This window comes from Zunongwangia sp. HGR-M22 (genome assembly GCF_027594425.1).
In the GTDB taxonomy this organism is placed as follows: domain Bacteria; phylum Bacteroidota; class Bacteroidia; order Flavobacteriales; family Flavobacteriaceae; genus Zunongwangia.
In genome coordinates this window covers 2,098,742-2,119,430 of the sequence record NZ_CP115159.1, presented here as the reverse complement: position 1 = coordinate 2,119,430, position 20,689 = coordinate 2,098,742, and the positions used below count along the sequence as shown (strand labels likewise).

Annotated in this window: 9 protein-coding genes; 8 read left to right on the top strand and 1 reads right to left on the bottom strand. The window is 35.9% G+C overall.

The genetic code is table 11. From position 1 onward, the window contains the following. Positions 1-105: 105 nt before the first annotated feature. The 8 genes from PBT91_RS09205 to PBT91_RS09170 all read left to right on the top strand — a co-directional run bounded on the left by PBT91_RS09205 (position 106) and on the right by PBT91_RS09170 (position 18,095). Positions 106-3,111: a SusC/RagA family TonB-linked outer membrane protein gene (locus PBT91_RS09205; protein WP_270058193.1), complete on the top strand. Its 3,006-nt coding sequence runs from the start codon at positions 106-108 to the stop codon at positions 3,109-3,111. A gap of 10 nt (positions 3,112-3,121) precedes the next feature. Continuing rightward, positions 3,122-4,792 (top strand): RagB/SusD family nutrient uptake outer membrane protein, encoded by a 1,671-nt coding sequence (locus PBT91_RS09200; RefSeq protein ID WP_270058192.1) that lies wholly within the window; start codon positions 3,122-3,124, stop codon positions 4,790-4,792. Between the two features lie 232 nt (positions 4,793-5,024). Continuing rightward, complete coding sequence (locus PBT91_RS09195) at positions 5,025-7,241, top strand: S9 family peptidase (RefSeq protein ID WP_270058191.1); 2,217 nt, start codon at positions 5,025-5,027, stop codon at positions 7,239-7,241. 54 nt (positions 7,242-7,295) lie between these two features. Continuing rightward, positions 7,296-10,346 (top strand): beta-L-arabinofuranosidase domain-containing protein, encoded by a 3,051-nt coding sequence (locus PBT91_RS09190; RefSeq protein ID WP_270058190.1) that lies wholly within the window; start codon positions 7,296-7,298, stop codon positions 10,344-10,346. A gap of 50 nt (positions 10,347-10,396) precedes the next feature. Next, positions 10,397-12,091 (top strand): DUF885 family protein, encoded by a 1,695-nt coding sequence (locus PBT91_RS09185; protein ID WP_270058189.1) that lies wholly within the window; start codon positions 10,397-10,399, stop codon positions 12,089-12,091. Between the two features lie 40 nt (positions 12,092-12,131). Next, positions 12,132-14,450: an alpha-L-arabinofuranosidase C-terminal domain-containing protein gene (locus PBT91_RS09180; protein ID WP_270058188.1), complete on the top strand. Its 2,319-nt coding sequence runs from the start codon at positions 12,132-12,134 to the stop codon at positions 14,448-14,450. Positions 14,451-14,552: 102 nt separating this feature from the next. Beyond that, the gene (locus tag PBT91_RS09175; protein WP_270058187.1) at positions 14,553-17,243 is read left to right on the top strand and encodes a DUF5695 domain-containing protein; all 2,691 of its coding nucleotides are present in this window, start codon (positions 14,553-14,555) and stop codon (positions 17,241-17,243) included. Positions 17,244-17,642: 399 nt separating this feature from the next. Further along, positions 17,643-18,095 carry a CHY zinc finger protein gene (locus PBT91_RS09170; protein ID WP_270058186.1) on the top strand — a complete coding sequence of 151 codons (453 nt, stop codon included), beginning with the start codon at positions 17,643-17,645 and terminating at the stop codon, positions 18,093-18,095. A gap of 188 nt (positions 18,096-18,283) precedes the next feature. Here the strand turns inward: PBT91_RS09170 and PBT91_RS09165 are convergent, their stop codons facing one another. Beyond that, positions 18,284-20,605 (bottom strand): penicillin-binding protein 1A, encoded by a 2,322-nt coding sequence (locus PBT91_RS09165; protein WP_270058185.1) that lies wholly within the window; start codon positions 20,603-20,605, stop codon positions 18,284-18,286. Positions 20,606-20,689 lie beyond the last annotated feature (84 nt).

The window sequence follows — 20,689 nt, the reverse complement described above, 5'->3', positions numbered from 1 at the left end:
CTTAAAAAATAATTAAGTCTAGTTGTAGTTTTACATTATCATTATTGAATTTTATTTTGATAATTGATGATTTAAATTCATCAAAAAACATTAAAACTAGTGTGTATGTTTAAAAAAAGACAATTTTATTTAAAAGATAGTTTAAACCCTAAAATATCGGTTTTATCACTATTCTTAATGCTTATAATTTCACAAACTTTATTTGCTCAATCATCAGTAAACGGGATGGTTAAGGATGAAAAAGGAGTACCGATACCTGGTGTATCTATTAAAGAAAAAGATACAAATAATGGTACTGTCACTAATTTTGATGGTGAATTTAATTTAAATACAACATCTGATGATGCTATTCTTGTTTTTAGTTTTATAGGATATGCAAAAAAAGAAGTTAGTGTCACTAAAACTGAATCTAGGCTAGAAGTTACTTTAAAAGAAGATTTACAATCACTTAATGAAGTTGTTGTAATTGGTTATGGAAAACAAGATAAAAGCCAGGTGACTAGTGCAGTTGCTAGTGTTTCTGAGAAAGAATTTAACCCTGGAAAAATTCAAGATGCAGCTGAACTTGTTAAAGGGAAAGTTGCGGGTTTAGTAGTCAGTAATAGCTCTGGAAATCCTAATAACGAATCGAATATCATGTTGCGGGGTGTAACTACATTAAATGGTAGTACAAGTCCGCTTATCCTCATAGATGGAGTTCCTGGAGATTTAACAATGGTTGCTCCAGAAAATATATCTTCAGTAGACGTGCTTAAAGACGCTAGTGCCGCAGCTATTTACGGAACTCGTGGTGCAAATGGAGTAATTCTTATTACCACAAAATCCGGTACTTTCGACCGTAAAACAAGTGTAGTTTATGATGGTTTTGTATCGGTATCCGATTTTTATAAAGAAGCTGATTTTATGACTCCGGAAGATATTCGTAACGGATTAACTTCTTATAGTGATGGAGGCTTTGAAACAGATTGGTTGGATAAGATTTCACAAACAGGATTTATGCATAATCATGCTCTAACTATTAATGGAGGATCAGAGCTTACATCTTATTCAGGAAACATTTCCTATCGATATGAAGAAGGAACAATTAAAAAATCGAATAACGATCAATTACGATTACAGCTTAATTTAGAACAATATCTTTTAAAAGATATTTTAAAAGTCGGGTTTAAAATCTTTTCTGAGCAGCGTAAAAGAACCCCTAATAATATTGAGGATACCGGAATAAGCAATGTTTATCGTCAAGCAATTATTCGTAATCCAACTTCACCTATTTACGATGAAAACGGCGATTATTTTGAAGAATTTGGGCGGTACCAATATTTCAATCCTGTAGCGATGAATAACGAGTTAATTGGAGATCGTGAATTACGCAGAACCAATATTACTGGTAATGTTACCTTTGAACCAATAAAAAACTGGGTAACTAATCTTCTAATCGCAAAAAACTTAGCGGCCACCGATATTTCTACCTATAGTACTTCCAGATATTATTCATCTAAAACTACCGGATTTAGTGGTAGTGCTTATAAAAGTTATGAGAAAAAAGAAGATAAATTTTTGGAACTTACTACCAATTACGAATTCGATATTAATACTAGTCATCGTTTTAGTGCATTAGCAGGATATAGTTACAGTTATTTTAGTACGAGTAACTTTTATGCCAGCAATTCAGATTTTCCTACAGATGGCTATCTCTATAATAATATAGGAGTTGGTTCTAGGCTGAATGAAGGTAATGCCGGAATGGGTAGTGGAAAAATTGACTCTCGTTTAATAGGGTTTTTTGGAAGAATTCAATATGGGTACGACAATCGATTTAATTTGCTTGCGAGTATTCGTAGAGAGGGTTCATCCCAATTTGGTGATAATCACAAATGGGGGCTTTTCCCATCAGTATCTGCGGGCTGGACACTTAGTAATGAAGAATTCTTAACTTCTGCCAACTGGATGAATAATTTAAAGATTAGAGCAGGTTATGGGGTAACTGGGCAACGACCTAATGATAATTATCTTTCTCTAACAACTTATAATTATGATAGTGATTACGGAAATTTTGTAAATGAAAATGGTGAATGGGTTGCTGGTTTAATGGTCACCCAAAATCCTAATCCAGATTTAAAATGGGAACGAACTTCAGAAATTAACCTAGGGCTTGATTTTTCTTTCTTGAACAATCGTTTAAGTGGTTCTTTAGATATGTATAGAAAGGATACCGATGATTTATTATATTCATATAATGTGCCATTACCCCCAAATATTTACGCACAAACATTAGCGAATGTTGGTTCAATTAGAAATCAAGGATTTGAACTTATGATTAATGCGCTTCCTGTAACCAACGATGATTTTTCTTGGGAAACCACAGTTACAATAACGCATAATGATAATGAACTTTTAAGCTTATCAAATGATTTATATGAAACAGAGGATTACTTAGATGTTGCTTATGCAGGGGATCCGGTAAATGTTCCTACACATAGAGTTGAGGTAGGCCAGGCAATAGGAAATTTTTGGGGATTAAAATCTGTAGGAGTAACAGAGAATGGATTATTCTTGGTAGAAGACCCAAATACCGGTGAAGCTATACCGTATTCCACAAGTTTGAATACAAACGAATATCGCCAGTATCTTGGTAATGGTTTCCCTACTGTTTATATGGGATGGACGAATACTTTTAGGTATAAAAATTTCGATTTAACTGCATTAATTAGCGGTCAGTTTGGTTTCGATATTTTGAATACACAACGAATGTTTTACGAAAATAACTCGATCCAATATAATCGTTTAAAATCTGCTGCAGAACCCGTTTATGGAGAACGTCCATTATCTGGAGCTCAAGCTCAGGCTTTTGTAAGTCATTATTTAGAGAAAGGAGATTTTGTGAAATTGGATAATATCACGCTGGGTTATAATTTCAAAATTGAAAAAATATCAAATTATATTTCGAATATTCGCCTATACTGTTCTGCTAAAAACTTTTTAACAATTACAGACTATAGCGGAATGGATCCTGAATTGGATAATAGAGATTTTTATGCTGCCGGGAATGACTTTAGGGATAAATACCCTACAATCAAATCGTTCACAATAGGTACCAAATTAAACTTCTAAAAAAGACATCATGAATATATTCAAACATAAATTAATAAAGTTAACAGGTGTAGCTGTTTTTTTCTTGGCATCATTTTCCTGTACAGATCTTTCTGAAGATACACATAGTATTTTAACAAACGAGGATATCGATTTTAATAACGAACAGGATATTTCTAGATTAACGGGATATGTATATAATCATTTACGCTATACATATTGGGAGTGGAATGGACTATTCGATATTCAGGAAGAGTCTTCAGACTTGATTATGACACCTTTACGTATAGGAGTAGGTTGGGGAGATCTTTATATTTCGATGCATAAACATGATTTCAATTCCAATATAGGTCACTTAAGTACAATTTGGGATAATGCTTATTCAGGTATTGGTTATGCCAATACAATTCTGGATCTTCCAGAAATTCAAGAAAATCCATTACAAAGCGCCCGACTTCGAACCATGCGTGCATTGTACTATTATATTTTATTCGATTTGTTTAGAAATGTGCCCTTAGAAACGACCCAGCTGGTAGAAAGTGGTTATCTGCCAGAGCAAGCCAGTCCAGAAGAAGTTTTTGATTTTGTAGTATCAGAGCTTAATGCTGTGAAAGAAGATTTAGGAACGGAAAAAATTTATGGATATCCTAATAAATATGCAGCTGAAATGATTCTGGCAAAAATGTATTTAAATCATAATGCGTGGTTTAACGATTATGATAATACTGAATACTTTGAACTCGCTTTAGAACAGGTGAATGATATAATTAATAACGGAGGATATTCTTTATCAGCTAATTATAAAGACAATTTTAAAGCTAGCTTGGCAGGAAATAACGAAATTATTTTTGCCATTCCACTAGATTACACCTATGCTAATGCAAATTATCTTGTAAATAAAGCACTTACCAGTGAAGGAGCTAAAGCTTTTGGTTATGATGGAGCACCATGGAATGGTAGCTGTGCAATACCTCAGTTTATAGATACTTATCATGAAAATGATTCCCGCTTAGATGATACTTGGGCTTATGGCCAACAATATGATTATTATAGTGGAGAGCCTTTAAAAATGAATGCTGATGATCAGGGAGAAGTAAATTTAGTGTATACCAAAAGAGTGCATTCTATCGATAATCCAGGAGCTTATATGATGGAAGGTTATCGTTTTGTGAAAAATGAAATTGTACCGGGTGTCGATGGAACTTATGGTGATGATGTACCATTCTTTAGGCTGGCAGATGCTATGTTTATAAAAGCAGAGTGTTTATTAAGGTTAAATAGAGATCAGTCTGAAGCGGCACGTTTGGTTAGTGAAGTACGTGCTCGTGCTTTTGAAGATGAAAATGAGGCTATTCGAACTGTGCAAGATTTAACTGGAGGTAGTATTTATGATTACGGACACAGAGAATATACTAGTGAAGGTGCAACCAATTACAGTGATTTAGTAGCTACTTATGAAGGTGGTACCGATATAGAATTTGGTGGCTTACTAGATGATTTAGCTTGGGAATTTGTTGGAGAACATCATCGAAGACAAGATCTTATAAGGTTTAGGTTATCAGGATCTAATACTAATGTTTATAACGGAAAATCTTGGTTTTGTAAAGATGCTGAACCAGGGGCAGATTATAAAAATGTGTTCCCAATTTTTCAAACTTTCTTAGATGCTAACCCAAACCTGCAACAAAACCCGGGATATTAAAAAATTAGCCTTTATTAATTTGTTGAGTTTTAAACCAGCAAAGTGTATCTCCACTTTGTTGGTTTCTCTATTATCTTTCAATCATGATACAATAATTATTATTTAATCACCTAGATTATGGTATAAGGTCAATATTGTATTATAAACAGCTACTATTGGTCGAAGTTTTTATAATTACTTCTATTATATTTAAAACATGAGAATATTTGAAACAAAATATATATCCTTTTTTTTGTTTGCAATTGTAGTGCAGCAACTATTCGCACAGGGAACGGTAGAAGATTATAAAAGAGCAGAATCTCTGGATACTCTTTTTAGAAATAAAGTTTTTAATACGCCAAACAGCTTTAACTGGTTAAACGACAAAGAGTTTTGGTATAAAAATAACACAAAAGCAGGTAGTGAATATGTTTTTGTAAATGCTGAAACACAAGAACAAAAATCAGCTTTTGATCATCAAAAATTAGCAGCAGCACTTTCAGAAAAATTAGATAAGGAAATTGAAAGTTTTAAAATCGATATTTCTAATCTAAAATTCGATGAAAATAAATCGAATTTAGAATTTCAGTTAGATACCATAAAATATAATATAGATCTTGCAGGTTACGAGATTAGTGCGATCGAAAATGTTCCTAGTAGAAAACGGGACAGAGGATACTGGGGGAGAAGAGGAAATGAAAGAGAAGGCGATCCTGCACCATCGCCAGATAAAAAATATACCGCATTTATAAAGAATTCTAATCTTTATATAAAAGACAATAAAACAAAAGAAGAAACACAATTAAGTTTTGACGGTACAAAAGGGTTCTTTTATGCTGCAAATATTATCTGGTCGCCAAATAGCAAAAAGATTGTTGCTTATAAAGTAAGACCGGGCGAAAAACATGATATCTATTTTGTAGAATCCAGACCAGACGATCAGCTTCAACCAAAATTACATACCAGAGATTACACAAAACCGGGAGATGAGCTGGATTTTAAGAGTCCGCAACTTTTTGATGTGGCTTCTCAAAAGCATATTCCGGTATCTACAGATCTTTTTAATGCTCAATTTTCATTATACAATTATCAATGGAAAGACGACAGTTCTTCGTTTACATTCGAGTTCAATCAGCGTGGTCACCAGGCATACCGAGTAATTAAAGTTGATGCGAAAACAGGAAAGACTACAGCTATAATCGATGAAACCAGCTCAACTTTTATCGATTATAGCGGTAAAAAGTATCGCCATGATGTAAAAGGAAAAGATGAAATTATCTGGGCTTCAGAACGTGATGGATACAATCATCTTTATCTTTACGATAGTAACACCGGGAAGGTTAAAAATCAAATAACTTCAGGAAATTGGCCGGTTAGAGAAGTTGTAGAAGTTGATGACGAAAATCGTCAAGTTTACTTCACGGCCAGCGGTTTGGATAAAGGGCAGGATCCTTATTTGATCCATTATTGCCGAATTGATTTCGACGGAAAGAATTTTACCCGATTTACTTCTGAAAACGGAAACCATAAAGTGACTTTTTCTCCAGATAAAGAATATTATGTAGATCAATATTCCAGAGTAGATATGCCGGCGGTAACTGTTCTGAAAAAAACAGGTAAGAAAATGCCAATATTAGCTTTAGAAGAAGGAGATATTACAGCATTAGAAAAAACAGGCTGGAAACAACCTGAAGTTTTTACCGCAAAGGGTAGAGACCAAAAAACTGATATTTGGGGAATTATTGTAAGACCTACCAATTTTGATCCTTCAAAAACATATCCAATCATCGAATATATTTATGCGGGTCCGCACGATTCTTTTGTTCCGAAGGAATTCAGTAGTTATTATTGGGCGTTAAGCTCTTTAGCTGAGCTTGGATTTATCGTGGTACAAATCGACGGGATGGGAACTTCTAACCGATCTAAAGCCTTTCACGATGTATGTTGGCAGAATTTAAAAGACGCCGGCTTCCCAGATCGTAAACTATGGATTACCGCTGCGGCTGAAAAATATCCTTATATGGATGCCGATAAAGTGGGTATTCGCGGTACTTCTGCCGGTGGGCAAAGTGCTGGTGCTGCTTTGGTTTTTAATTCAGATTTTTATGATGTTGCCGTCGCTTCCTGTGGCTGTCATGATAATCGAATGGATAAGATCTGGTGGAACGAGCAATGGATGGGATATCCAATAGGGCCACACTATGCTGCAAATTCAAATATCGAAAATGCCGCCCAACTGCAGGGGGATTTAATGCTTATCGTTGGGGAACTAGATGATAATGTAGATCCTGCATCGACTATGCAATTTGCAGATGCCTTGATAAAAGCCAATAAAGATTTTGATTTGGTGGTTTTACCGGGAGAGAATCATACTTCAGGTGGTGTTTTTGGCGAACGAAAAAGAAGAGACTTTTTCGTGAAGCATTTATTAGAGGTAGATCCGCCATCATGGGATAAGGTTTACAACTAATGCACTAAGAATCGTAGAAACAAGCTTAATTTTTTATACCGAAAGATCTATAATATGAAATTGCACAAAATTATCACTTGTTTTATTTGCGTTATGATCGCAGGATTACTTGAAGTCCGCGCTCAGGGTGATCAAATTCTTGACGGAATTGGAGAAACAGGTTTAATTGCCCGCTATGTTTTTGAAAAAGATGCCAAAGACTGGTCTCGTAACAACCTGCACGCAACGATTAAAGGTGACGCGAAATTTGTAAAAGACGAGTTATTTAAAAATGTGCTGTCACTTTCAGGAGATGCATATATTTCTCTACCATCTTCCGCATTAAACAATGTTGAGTCGGTTAGTATGGTGGGATGGGTCAAGTTAAATTCGACAGATATTGACCAAATTCTTTTTGACTTCGGAAAAAATAAAAATACACATGCGTATTTAGCGCCTTTCGGAATTGGAGAAACGAAAGATTTCACAGCTGAAGTTGCTAAAAATTCAAGCAAAAAATACACATTATCGAGTTCAGTAGCTGAAGTTTCAAAAGATCGTTGGTCGCATTTGGTTTTGGTGATCGATGTTCCTTCCAAAACTATAAAAACCTATATCAACGGCGTTCAGGTAAGTTTAGAAGAAAAAATTGACCTTGAATTATCTGATGTTTTTAACGTAGAATCTGGCGAAGAAAACAAATTATATATTGGTCGATCTATTGCTGAAGACAAGCCTGCTTTAGACGCCAGTATTCATGATTTTAGAATTTATAGAATAGGACTTACCGATAATCAGGTAAAAGGAATTTTTGAAAATGCCTTTAAAAAGCGTGATGGTGTGGTAAACGAACGTAAAGAACCTCAGGACAATCTTCCGGAATTTTCAAGAACTTCTCCGCAATTGTACAATGAGTTTTTAACTTCCGTAGAAGATATTGAAATACAAACCGCAGTAGGCGTTTTACCAAGACTACCAAGAACACTAGAAGGAACTTATAAAAATGGCTTAAAAGGACCAAAAGTAAAAGTAACCTGGCCAGCACCAACAGATAATAGCGAAGTTTTAAAAACCGGAACCTATACCGTAACTGGAAGCGTAGCCGGAACAGATTTAAAACCAAAAGCGACCGTTAATGTTGTGCAAATTATTGCTGCTGAAAAACCATCTAGAGCCTTAGAAGCTTTTGGTTTAGACGCGGTAAACTTAGATGCTAATGCTAATGGCCAAAACACCAAATTCATTGAAAATCGTGATAAATTTATAAATACACTGGCAGAAACCGATCCCGATTCGTTTTTGTATATGTTTAGAAATGCATTTGGACAAGAGCAAACGGCGGGAGCAAAACCTCTTGGCGTTTGGGATACGCAGGAAACGAAATTACGAGGCCATGCTTCGGGCCATTATTTAACGGCAATTGCACAAGCTTACGCAAGCACAGGTTACGATAAGGAATTGCAGCAAAACTTTGCCGATAAAATGAAGTATATGGTAAATACTTTATACGATTTATCGCAAATGTCTGGAAAAGCTGCCGAGCAAGGTGGCGAATTCAACGCCGATCCAACTACGGTTCCTATGGGACCAGGAAAAGAAATTTACAGCTCCGATCTTAGTGAAGAAGGTATCCGTACCGATTATTGGAACTGGGGAGAAGGATTTATTAGTGCCTATCCACCAGATCAATTTATTATGCTTGAAAAAGGAGCTGTTTACGGAACTGAAGAAACAAAGATTTGGGCACCTTACTATACGCTTCATAAAATCCTTGCCGGATTAATGGATATCTATGAAGTAAGCGGAAACAAAAAAGCTTTAGCGGTTGCTGAAGGAATGGGAGACTGGGTGTATGCTCGTCTTAGTGAGTTACCAACCGAAATCCTTATTAGCATGTGGAATCGCTACATCGCTGGTGAGTTTGGGGGAATGAACGAAGCTATGGCGCGTTTATATAGAATCACAGGAAAAGATGCTTATTTAGAAACTGCCCGTCTTTTTGATAATATCAAAGTATTTTTTGGGGACGCCAATCATTCTCACGGTTTAGCCAAAAACGTAGATACTTTTAGAGGATTACATGCTAATCAACATATCCCGCAGATCGTTGGTGCGTTGGAAATGTATCGTGATTCAGATCAACCGGAATATTTTAATGTGGCCGATAACTTTTGGGTAAAAGCTACTAAGGATTATATGTACAGTATTGGTGGAGTTGCCGGAGCCAGAAATCCTGCAAATGCCGAATGTTTTATCGCGCAACCGGGAACTTTATACGAAAATGGTTTATCTGCCGGTGGGCAAAACGAAACCTGTGCAACTTATAATATGCTAAAACTTACTCGTAATTTATTTCTTTACGAGCAGCGCCCGGAACTTATGGATTATTACGAACGCGGATTGTATAATCATATCTTAGCTTCCGTAGCCGAAGATTCTCCAGCAAACACGTATCATGTTCCGTTGCGCCCAGGTTCCAAAAAAAGTTTTGGAAACCCTGATATGACTGGTTTTACCTGTTGTAACGGTACAGCTTTAGAGAGCAGTACAAAACTTCAGAATTCGATCTATTTTAAAGGAGCAGATAACAAATCTTTATACGTGAATCTTTACGTGCCATCTACTTTACATTGGCATGAGGAGAAAATAAAAGTAACTCAGGAAACTAATTTCCCTAAAGAAGATCGTACCAAATTAACGATTAAAGGTAAAGGGAAGTTTGATCTTAAATTACGTGTGCCAGGTTGGGCTACCAAAGGATTTGTCGTTAAAATCAACGGTAAAGAAGAAAGCGTAGAAGCTACACCGGGAACTTATTTAACCCTAAGTAGAAAGTGGAAAGATGGTGATACGGTAGCATTAAAAATGCCTTTTGGGTTCCATTTAGATCCTGTGATGGATCAGCAAAATATCGCAAGTTTATTTTATGGTCCTATTTTATTAGCAGCGCAGGAAGACGAACCAAGAACTGAATGGCGTAAAGTAAATTTTGATGCTGAAAATATTGGAGCAACAATTAAAGGAAATCCAGAAGAGCTTATTTTCGAGATCGATGGCGTGATTTACAAACCATTTTATGATACCTACGGAAGACATTCTGTATATCTGGATGTAGATCTTGATTAATGTTTTTATCAGAATTCTAAATTCTCAAATCTAATATCTCAGATCCTATTATGAAGAAATTATTAAGTTGTCTTTTCCTATTTATAAGTATTTCAACCAGCATTTATGCTAATGAAATGATCGATGTGATTAACACATTTAAAGCCGATAAATTTGCGCTAAGACGTACTTATAATATTCGTGAATCTATGGAATATTACGAACGTTACCACCAGTTTTATGCAAATTGGCAGACCAAATTAAAGGACATTGATTTTAATGGATTATCGAAAGATGGAAAAGCAGATTATGTGCTTTTAAGAAACTTGATCGAAAAAGAAGAATATCTGCTTAATCAGGATTACGAAGCTTTTAAAGAAGTTGCTTCTGTAGTTGATTTTGCAGATGATCTATACGATTTTATTAAGCAACGAAGAAGAGGAACTCAGCCAGATGCAAAAGCTTTAGCGATGACTTTTAATGATGCTGAAAAAAAGATTGCAGAAAAAATAAAAGCGCTTAAAATCAACGAATTCGAAGATTGGTTGAAGGCTGAAAAAGCTGCTGCGATCATTTCGTCACTTCATCTTGGTTTGGGAGAAGCTTATAAGTTCTATTATAATTACGATCCAGATTTTACCTGGTGGATGAAAACACCGTATGCTTCTTTAGATAAAAAGTTGAAGGAATATGCTGATTTTTTAAAAGAAAACTATTCAAAAGAAAGTCAAAAAGACGATGGAAGCGGAATTATTGGGAAACCAGTGGGGAGAAAAACACTCATCAAAAATCTCGAATACGAGTTTATACCATACACGCCGGAAGAATTGATCGAAACTGCCGAAAGTCAGTTTGCATGGTGTAAAGGTGAAATGATCAAAGCGGCAAAGGAAATGGGCTATGGAGACGATTGGAAAGCGGCTTTAGAACATGTAAAAAATACGTATGTAGCGCCAGGAAAGCAGCCGGAAGCGATCAATACTTTATACGATTATTCAGTAGATTTTATTGCAGAGCGCGATTTAATTACTATTCCCAAATTGGCAAAAGAAACCTGGGGAATGATCATGATGACGCCAGAAAGACAAAAAGTGAATCCGTTTTTTACCGGTGGCTGGGAAATTAGTATTTCGTATCCAACAGAAGGAATGGAGCACGAAGATAAATTAATGAGTATGAGGGGTAATAATCCAAACTTCTCATTTCCTACTGTTCAGCACGAATTACACCCGGGACATAATCTTCAATTTTATATGAACCAGCGAAATAAACCTTATCGTAGTTCATTTGATACTCCTTTTTGGATGGAAGGTTGGGCACTTTACTGGGAAATCATTTTATGGAATAAAGAATTCCCACGTACTCCGGAAGAAAAAATGGGAATGCTTTTTTGGAGAATTCACCGTTGTGCACGTATTATTTTCTCTTTAAAATACCAGTTGGGAGAATGGACTCCGCAGCAATGTATAGACATGTTAGTAGACGAAGTAGGGCACGAATATGCTAATGCCGAAGCTGAAGTTCGCCGATCTTTTGCAACATCGTACACCCCGCCATTATATCAATTAGCATATATGATTGGAGGACTTCAGTTTTATGCGTTACGTAATGAACTTTTAGAAAAGGGATGGACAGAAAAGCAATTTCACGATCGGGTGATGCAGGAAAATATAATGCCGGTTGCTATACTTCGATTATTGCTAGAAGATAAAAATATATCAAAAAATTATAAAGCAAACTGGAAATTCTCAACCGATTTTAACTAAGCCGAAACATCTAAACATACCGCTAATTCAAACCCAACAAATGAAATACATAAATATCCTTTTTCTCTTGATTATGGTCTGTTCACTCGGAGCATGTGAAAAGGAAAAAAATAAAAATTTATTATCTCCGGCAAAAAATGCAAATGTAAAAGAAAGCGGCTGGCAATACGAGCAATGGAGCGCACCGGCTCATTATATAAATGTAGCTTCAGATCAATACAATTCGCAGGTACTTATGTTATCTTCAGATACCTTAACTGCTGAGCGTTGGTTTAAAAAAATTGATGTAAAACCTTTTGCAACCTATAAAGTAACTGGTTTCGTAAAAACTGAAGGTGTAGAAGGAGAAAATGAGCATGGTGGTGCCGGATTACGACTTGGAAAATTTGAATTTACAGGGGATACTATTTTTAAAGGAGATACCGATTGGACAAAAGTCGAAATGGAATTCTCTACAGAAATGGACGACAGTTTTATGCTAGAGTTTTTACTTGGAAAAAAAGGGCAGGCAAAAGGAAAGATCTATTTTGATAATTTTCAGTTAGAAGAAATTTCAGCTAAAGAATTAAAACCAGAAATCAGCATAAATTTAGACGAAAAATTAGATCCTATGTCGCCATATATCTATGGGCAGTTTATAGAGCACATGGGAAAATCTATTTACGGCGGTATGTGGGCAGAAATGCTGGACGATCGTAAGTTTTACTATGTTCCCGGCACCAAATTATCGCCTTGGGAAACCGCTGTAGACACCAATTTGGTTAGCATCGATAGCTCTTATGCATATTCACGGGGAAAATTACCGGTATACCAGGTAGAAAATAATTTAAGCTTAAAACAACAAAAGTTAGCGCTTGTTTCTGATAAAACTTATGATGGGCGATTGGTTTTTAAAGGAAATGGTATTAAAAAAGTTACTGTTGCATTAAACGGAAACAAGGAGAGTTTTGAAGTTTCAGGAACTGATTTTCAGAAAATAGCTTTTAAGTTTTCTTCGGAAGAAACCAGTGATAATGGAAGTTTAGAGATCACTTTTGAAGGAGCTGGGAAATTAACATTAGCGGCTGTTTCTTTAATGCCGAGCGATAATATTAAGGGATACCGCGCTGAAGTGATCGAGCTAATGAAACAATTAGACGCGCCAATTTACAGATGGCCCGGTGGAAATTTTGTTTCGGGTTACGACTGGAAAGATGGGATTGGCGATCCTGATAAACGCCCAACCAAATTTGAAAGAGCCTGGAATGGTTTAGAATACAATGATGTTGGGGTACACGAATTTATGGCACTTTGTGAGATTTTAGACACCAAAGCCAATATTGCGGTTAACACCGGTCTTGGTACTGCTGAACTTGCTGCGAATGAGGTTGAATATTTTAACGGAGCTGTTTCTACAAAAATGGGCCAATGGAGAGCTAAGAATGGCCACCCAGAACCTTACCATGTAAAACTTTGGGCAGTAGGAAACGAGATGTTTGGTGATTGGCAATTAGGGCACATGCCTATCGAAGATTACGTAAAAAAGCATAATAAAGTGGCTAAAGCCATGTGGGAAGTAGATCCCGATATCGATCTGATCGCCGTGGGTTATCCTGGGAAATGGAATGATATGATGTATGAGAACAGTGCAGCGTATATGACTTATATAAGTGAGCATTTTTATAAACAAAACTGGCATGCCGGTGGTTTATTAACCCACGTAAACCAGATGCCAGAAGTGATCTCGGCTGTGGCTGAAGAGCATCGAAGAGCACGCAAGGAAATTCCAGGAATAGCCGAGAAGAATATCAAAATTGCTATGGATGAGTGGAATTACTGGTACGGACCACATGTGTATGGTTTATTAGGTACACGCTATTTTTTAAGGGACGCTTTGGGTATCGCTGCAGGATTGAATGAATTCTCTCGTCAGTCGGATATTTATTATATGGCGAATTATGCACAAACCGTAAATGTAATTGGCGCGATAAAAACCACCAAAACAGATGCCTGGTTAGAAGGCACGGGACTGGTGTTAAAATTATACCGTAAAGAGTTTGGTACGCAGCCGTTTGAATTTACCGGATCGCCAGAACCTTTAGATGTTTCAGCTACGTTAACAGAAGATGGTGAATATCTTACCATTTCAGTAGTAAACGCTACGCATGCGTCGCAATCTTTAAAATTAGACGGAATTTCAGAAAGCATAGCAACTTCAGGAGAATCATTTATTATTTCAGGAGAAAATGATATGGTTTATAATGATGAAGAAAATAAAGAGCGGATAAATATTACTGAAGCTGATATAAAAATTTCAGAAAACACTATTGAAATTCCGAAGGAAAGCGCAGGAATCTATAAGTTTAAAGTGAATAAGTAAGTCGGCAGAAAAATTATTTTTCTGACGAAATAAACATTAAAAATAGAAATCAGGATTAGCCATTTTTGGATGTAATTCTTGAGAATTGAGTAAAAAATGAACATGAAAACTAAATTACAGACATTGCTTTTATTGTTTTTGATAACGATAACGGCAAGTGCACAGCAGGAATCTACCTATTGGGACAACCTTAAAGATCGGGAATCTACACTTGGGATCGAAGAAGGTTTTAATGAATTAAAAACCGATGAATTTACACTAAAACTGGTAAACGCCTCACAAACCGTAGCGGGCTTATACCCAAATTCAGATCCAGATTTCGATTTTACTCCGGGTGAACGTATCGAAATTCGTGATAAAGACGGTATCTATTATATTGGCGATTTAAACTTCAGAATAAAAGAAGAAGATGGCGAATGGAAGTCTTTTTCTACGGCTAAGCATCGTAAAAAAGTAGAAGCTTTATCGTTGTCTGGTAATGTTTTAGCAGCATCCGATTTAAGTAATACTTTAGGTAAGGAAAATCCACTTAACATTAAAAGATACTATGAGGAAAAGGACGGTGGTTTGGTTTTACGTTTTGAAATTACAAACCCAACAAACAAATCTGTTGAAATTGGTGCTTTAGGAACGCCAATGGCTTTTAATAACATTTTAGAAGGAAAGCATTTGGATGAAACGCATGCCGATAATGTATTTTTTGACCCATATATAGGTAACGATGCCGGCTATTTAGAAGTAAAACATCTTACGGGAGAAGGCGAAGCTTTATTAGTGTTACCAGAAAGCAATATGCCATTTGAAGCGTATCGACCATTAAATGACGATCCTAGTAATAGAAGTATTGTGTTTGAAGGTGTTCACGAATGGATGGCGCTTAGTAAAGCTTATGCTGAAAAAGAGTGGAAAGATAAAGACCAGTGGAATAAACCAACTTCTTTAAGTCTTGGAGCAGGAGAAACGCAGAATTTCGCTTTGAAAATTGTATTAGCGTCTAGTATTAAAGAAATTCAGGATAAATTAATCGAAGAGAAGAGACCGGTAGTCGTTGGTGTGCCAGGTTATGTGTTGCCAATGGATGTAGACGGAAAATTATTCCTTAATTATCCAGAAGCTGTAGAAGACATTTTGGTAGAACCAAAAGGAGCAATTACTATTACCGAAATTGGAAAAAAAGGTGCCGGATTTACCGAATATCAGATAAAAGGAAATATTTGGGGTAGAAGCCGTGTAACGGTAACTTATAAAGATGGTTTAGAACAAACGATCAATTATAAAGTGATTAAGCCAGAAACCGAAGTTGTCGATGATTTTGGACATTTCTTGATGACCGAACAATGGTTTGATCAGCCTGATGAATTCTTTGGGAGAACAAACTCGGTGATCTCTTATGATTACGAAGATAAAAAGCAAATCACTCAGGACAGTCGTGCATGGGTAGCCGGATTAAGTGATGAAGGTGGTGCTGGTAGCTGGTTAGGAGCCATGATGAAGCAACTAATTCAGCCAGAAAAAGCAGAGATCGAAAAACTGGAATTGTTTATTGATGAAACACTTTGGGGTGGCATTCAGTATGATGAAGGAAAAAGAAAATACGGAGTGAAAAAAAGTGTTTTCTTTTACGAGCCAGATTCGTTACCAAAAGGAACTTATAATGATTCCATAAATTACGGTACATGGGCTGCATGGAATAAAGAAGGAGCAGACGACCCCGGAAGATCTTATAACTATCCTCACGTTGCAGCCGCTTATTGGGTAATGTATCGTTTATCGAGATATCACAAAGGATTGGTAAACAATCACGATTGGAAATGGTATTTAGAACAGGCGTATCATACCTCGGTTACGATGCCAGAATTAGCGCCTTGGTATGCTGTTTTTGGACAAATGGAAGGAACAGTGTTCTTGAACATCCTAAAAGATCTACAAGCGGAAGGATTAACCGAGATGGCGACTACTTTAGAAGCTTCGATGAAGAAAAGAGCCGATCACTGGAAGTCTCTTAATTATCCATTTGGTAGTGAAATGCCTTGGGATTCTACCGGTCAGGAAGAAGTATTTATGTGGAGTGATTATTTTGGGTATCAGCAAAAGGCAAACGTTACTTTAAATGCGATCTTGGCGTACATGCCAACTATGCCGCACTGGGCGTATAACGGTAACGCACGTAGATATTGGGATTTCCTTTACGGAGGTAAATTATCCAGAGTAGAACGCCAAATTCATCATTACGGCTCTGGTTTAAATGCGATTCCTGTGTTGAAAGCGTATAGAAATAATCCAGATTTTTATTTATTGAAAGTTGGCTATGGCGGAACTTTAGGAGCGATCTCTAATATCACAAAAGACGGATTTGGATCTGCAGCTTTCCACTCGTATCCATCTACTATGAGAATCGATTATTTATCTGGTGATTATGGATCTAACTTCTTTGGTTATGCAATCAATTCGGCTACTTACATTACCGATAATGCAGATTTTGGATGGCTTTCGTTTGGTGGAAATATCGAGAAAGTTGACGATAAAATAAAGGTAATCCTTACCACCGCTGCTAAAAGTAAAATTTATTTTGAACCAAAGGAGTTATGGCTAACGCTAGACGCTGGTACTTTTAAAGAATTGATTTATGATACCTCTTCAGGAGAAATAGAATTGGTTTTAAAAGAAAAAACAGCGGATAGCCCGGAAGCATATTTGAGATCCAACAAAGAACTTGATCTACAATTTGATAAAATGAACGGATCTTATAAAATTCCGTTAACTAAGAAGCCAAAAACGATAATTTTGAAATAATATATATTATTTTAAAATCGTTTTTGAGTGTGAATTTCACATATAGAGAGGCCCGTTGGGGCCTCTTTTTTTGATTGAAATTATCGATTTTAGATGCTGATTTTTTTCTTTCAATAAATAATACTATATATTTTCATTGGCTGTTTTTTTATAACGTTTATGCAACTCAGCTTTAAACAAAAGCATACATTAGTTTGTATACGTTTTGATTTTGTGATCAAAAGAAAAGTTTTTTAAAGACTGTGCGAGTGTTCAATTCTTTTAGGGAAATATATTGGGTCGAAACTATCATAATTTCTCGAATTTAAATTAGCATTGATAAAATTGGAAAGCATAGTATATTTGAAACAAAAAAAATATAGTTTGGAAGGAGTAATCCATTTTAAAAAAGACTGCGCAATGATGAAATCAAGATATTTGTTGAGCGCTTTATTATGCTTGTTTTATTTCAATTTTACTTATTCACAGATGAGGAAACCGGAATCTACAAATATTTTCCAGATTAACAATACAACTGTTTACGGGCAGTCCATAGATAATCAAACTCGCTGTGTACATTGGCATAGTACGCTAGATGTAATAGCTATTAAATTTAAATGTTGTGATAGGTACTATCCTTGCTTTTCTTGCCATGAAGAAGCAACGAATCATGGACATGAGGTATGGCCAAAAGATGAGTTTTCTGAAAAAGCTATCCTATGCGGTGTTTGTGGCCACGAACTTAGTATAACCGAATACATGGAATCGGGAAATAACTGCCCAGTCTGTAATGCCAGTTTTAATCCTGGATGTAATAATCATTACCATTTATATTTTGAAACTGACGATGTTCAAGAAACTAAAAGTAGCTGAAGCCTTTAAATTATAAAATTTTGCGGCTTTTAGTTTAGATTGAAATTAGGATCGATAAAATTAGAAACCACGTTTTTAGGGATTTTGTAAAATCCACTTTATACTCTTTGAATCCGGATAAACAGTATCAAGGCTTATTTATATAAAAGTACTTCCAACAAAATAGCTATTTCAGCATAGTTTAAAATCTAATTCTCTTTCTTTTTACCACCAAATAACCGTTTAAAAAAGCCTTTTTTCTCCTTCTCTTTTTTCTCTTCTACCGGTTTGTCCATATCTATTTCTTGGGCATCATCTTTTTTGCTGCCAAAAAGCTTTTTAAGGAAACTGTCTTCTTTTGTTTGTTCACAGTCTAAAAGTTCGGCAACTTCGCTTGATGGTCTTTTAAAACGAGCGTTAGTAATCTCATTGAAATAAGAATCGGCATTCATTTTTTGCATCATTCTTCCAAAAATTGGTAAAGCGGAATTAGCTCCCTGTCCAATCCTTGTATTTCTAAAACCAATACGATGATCGTCACTTCCTACCCAGGTTACCGTAAGAAGATTTGGCGTAAGCCCAACAAACCAGCCATCTTTGTTGTTTTGGGTAGTTCCGGTTTTTCCGGCGATATCATTATTTAATCCATAAGTATAACGCAGTCGGGTAGCGGTTCCTTCATTTACCGTTGCCTGCATCATATTGATCATAATTTGTCTCGTTTCTTCGGAATAAGCCTGTTCTTTAGGACTTTTTGATTTGAATTCTGCCAATAGATTTCCAGATCCATCTTCAATTTTGGTTATATAATACGGTTTTGAAGGTCGCCCTTGGTTTGCAAAGCTTGTATAGGCTTCTGTAAGTTCTTCCATATTCAATTCCGCAGTACCAAGGACAATCGACGGAACTTCAGGAAGATCTGAAGTTATTCCCATTTGATGTGCTTTTTTAATCACATTTGCGATTCCCGCGTCTAATAAAACTTTCACGGCAATGGTATTCATAGAATGGCTTAGTGCATATTTCATGCTGTAATTCATACCCTCCTCATCTTCTTCTGCTGAAGCATTTGTAGGCTTCCATCCATCTTTATAGGTTACGGCGCGACCAGAATAATAGGTACAAGGCTCAATACCTTTATCAATAGCTGTTGTATACACAATAGGTTTAAACGTTGAACCCACCTGCCGTTTACTTTGCGATACATGATCGTATTGAAAATATCTAAAATCTACTCCACCAACCCAGGCTTTTACAGCTCCATCTTTTGGATCTACAGAAAGTAAGCCTGAATTTAGGAATTTTAAATAGTGTTGGATGCTATCTATTGTGCTTGCTTGCCTGGTCACGGTTCCTTCATATTCAAAGAGTTCCATTTGCTTTTTCTTCTGAAGTTCTTTCATGATCTCTTCTTCAGAAAATCCATCTTCTTTTAAATTTTTATAAGCTTTAGAACGATGGATCGCATCCTTTAGAATAGCGTTGTTGGTTAACCAAGGGGCGCGGCTTCCGTAGGAATCTTCATGTTCTTGCTGTAAACTTGCCATATGTTCTTTCATAGCAGCTTCAGCAATACTTTGCAATTTGTAATCTAAAGTTGTGTGAACAATGAGTCCGTCTCTATAAATATTATATTTCTCACCATCTTTGTTTTTAATCGTATCCAGAACCTGACTCAGATCTTTTCTAATTTGTTCTCTAAAATAGGGAGCAAGACCTTTTTTATTACTATAATTTTTGTAATTCAGTTTTAGATCTTTTTTTATGTAGTTCTCTTTTTGTCCTTCAGTGATATATCCATATTTTTCCATTTGTGTTAGCACCACATCACGACGTAGTCTACTACGCTCAGGGAAAATTCTAGGATTATATCGATGCGAAGCCTTCAGCATTCCCACTAAAACAGCTGCTTCTTCAACATTAAGATCATTAACATGTTTTCCAAAAAACTTCATTGAAGCACTTTCAATTCCGTAGGTATTATCACTAAAAGGAACTGTATTGAAATAAAGCGTAATTATTTCTTCTTTGCTGTAAATATCTTCAATACGCTTGGCCATAATGCCTTCCTGAAATTTATTCACTACAATGCCAAGCGCTCCGTAATCTTTTCTTCCGTAGATATTTTTAGCCAGTTGAAGTGTTATTGTGCTACCACCGCCAGAACTCTCGTCCTGCAAAAGAATAGATTTAAAAAATACGCGTCCTAAACTACGATTATCGATTCCATTATGTTCGTAAAACCTAACGTCTTCAGTAGCGATTAAGGCCTCGATTAAATGCTTGGGAAGGTCTTTAAATTGAATAGGCTGCCGATCAAAAATATAGAATTTCCCAATTAATTTTCCATCATTAGAAAGTATTTGAGTGGCTTTATTTTGCTGTAATTGGCTAAGTTCTTCTTTAGAAGGGATTTTGCCCCACATCCCAAAATAAATACTTGTGAAAAATAATATGAATAGAACAAATAAACCTAGAAATATTCGTAAAGCCCATTTTAAAATGGGAGATTTTTTAAGTCTGGAAAGCATAAAATTGAAATAATTAGCTGCAAAGAAACAAAGTCTTAGAATATTAACTTTTGATTTTAAGGTAATTTTAAACAAGTAATTTAC

Bases quoted from the DNA above. Each gene is read 5' to 3' on its own strand.
- PBT91_RS09190 (WP_270058190.1), top strand. From the start codon at position 7,296: ATGAAATTGCACAAAATTATCACTTGTTTTATTTGCGTTATGATCGCA.
- PBT91_RS09185 (WP_270058189.1), top strand. From the start codon at position 10,397: ATGAAGAAATTATTAAGTTGTCTTTTCCTATTTATAAGTATTTCAACC.
- PBT91_RS09180 (WP_270058188.1), top strand. From the start codon at position 12,132: ATGAAATACATAAATATCCTTTTTCTCTTGATTATGGTCTGTTCACTC.
- PBT91_RS09205 (WP_270058193.1), top strand. From the start codon at position 106: ATGTTTAAAAAAAGACAATTTTATTTAAAAGATAGTTTAAACCCTAAA.
- PBT91_RS09175 (WP_270058187.1), top strand. From the start codon at position 14,553: ATGAAAACTAAATTACAGACATTGCTTTTATTGTTTTTGATAACGATA.
- PBT91_RS09170 (WP_270058186.1), top strand. From the start codon at position 17,643: ATGATGAAATCAAGATATTTGTTGAGCGCTTTATTATGCTTGTTTTAT.
- PBT91_RS09165 (WP_270058185.1), bottom strand. From the start codon at position 20,605: ATGCTTTCCAGACTTAAAAAATCTCCCATTTTAAAATGGGCTTTACGA.
- PBT91_RS09200 (WP_270058192.1), top strand. From the start codon at position 3,122: ATGAATATATTCAAACATAAATTAATAAAGTTAACAGGTGTAGCTGTT.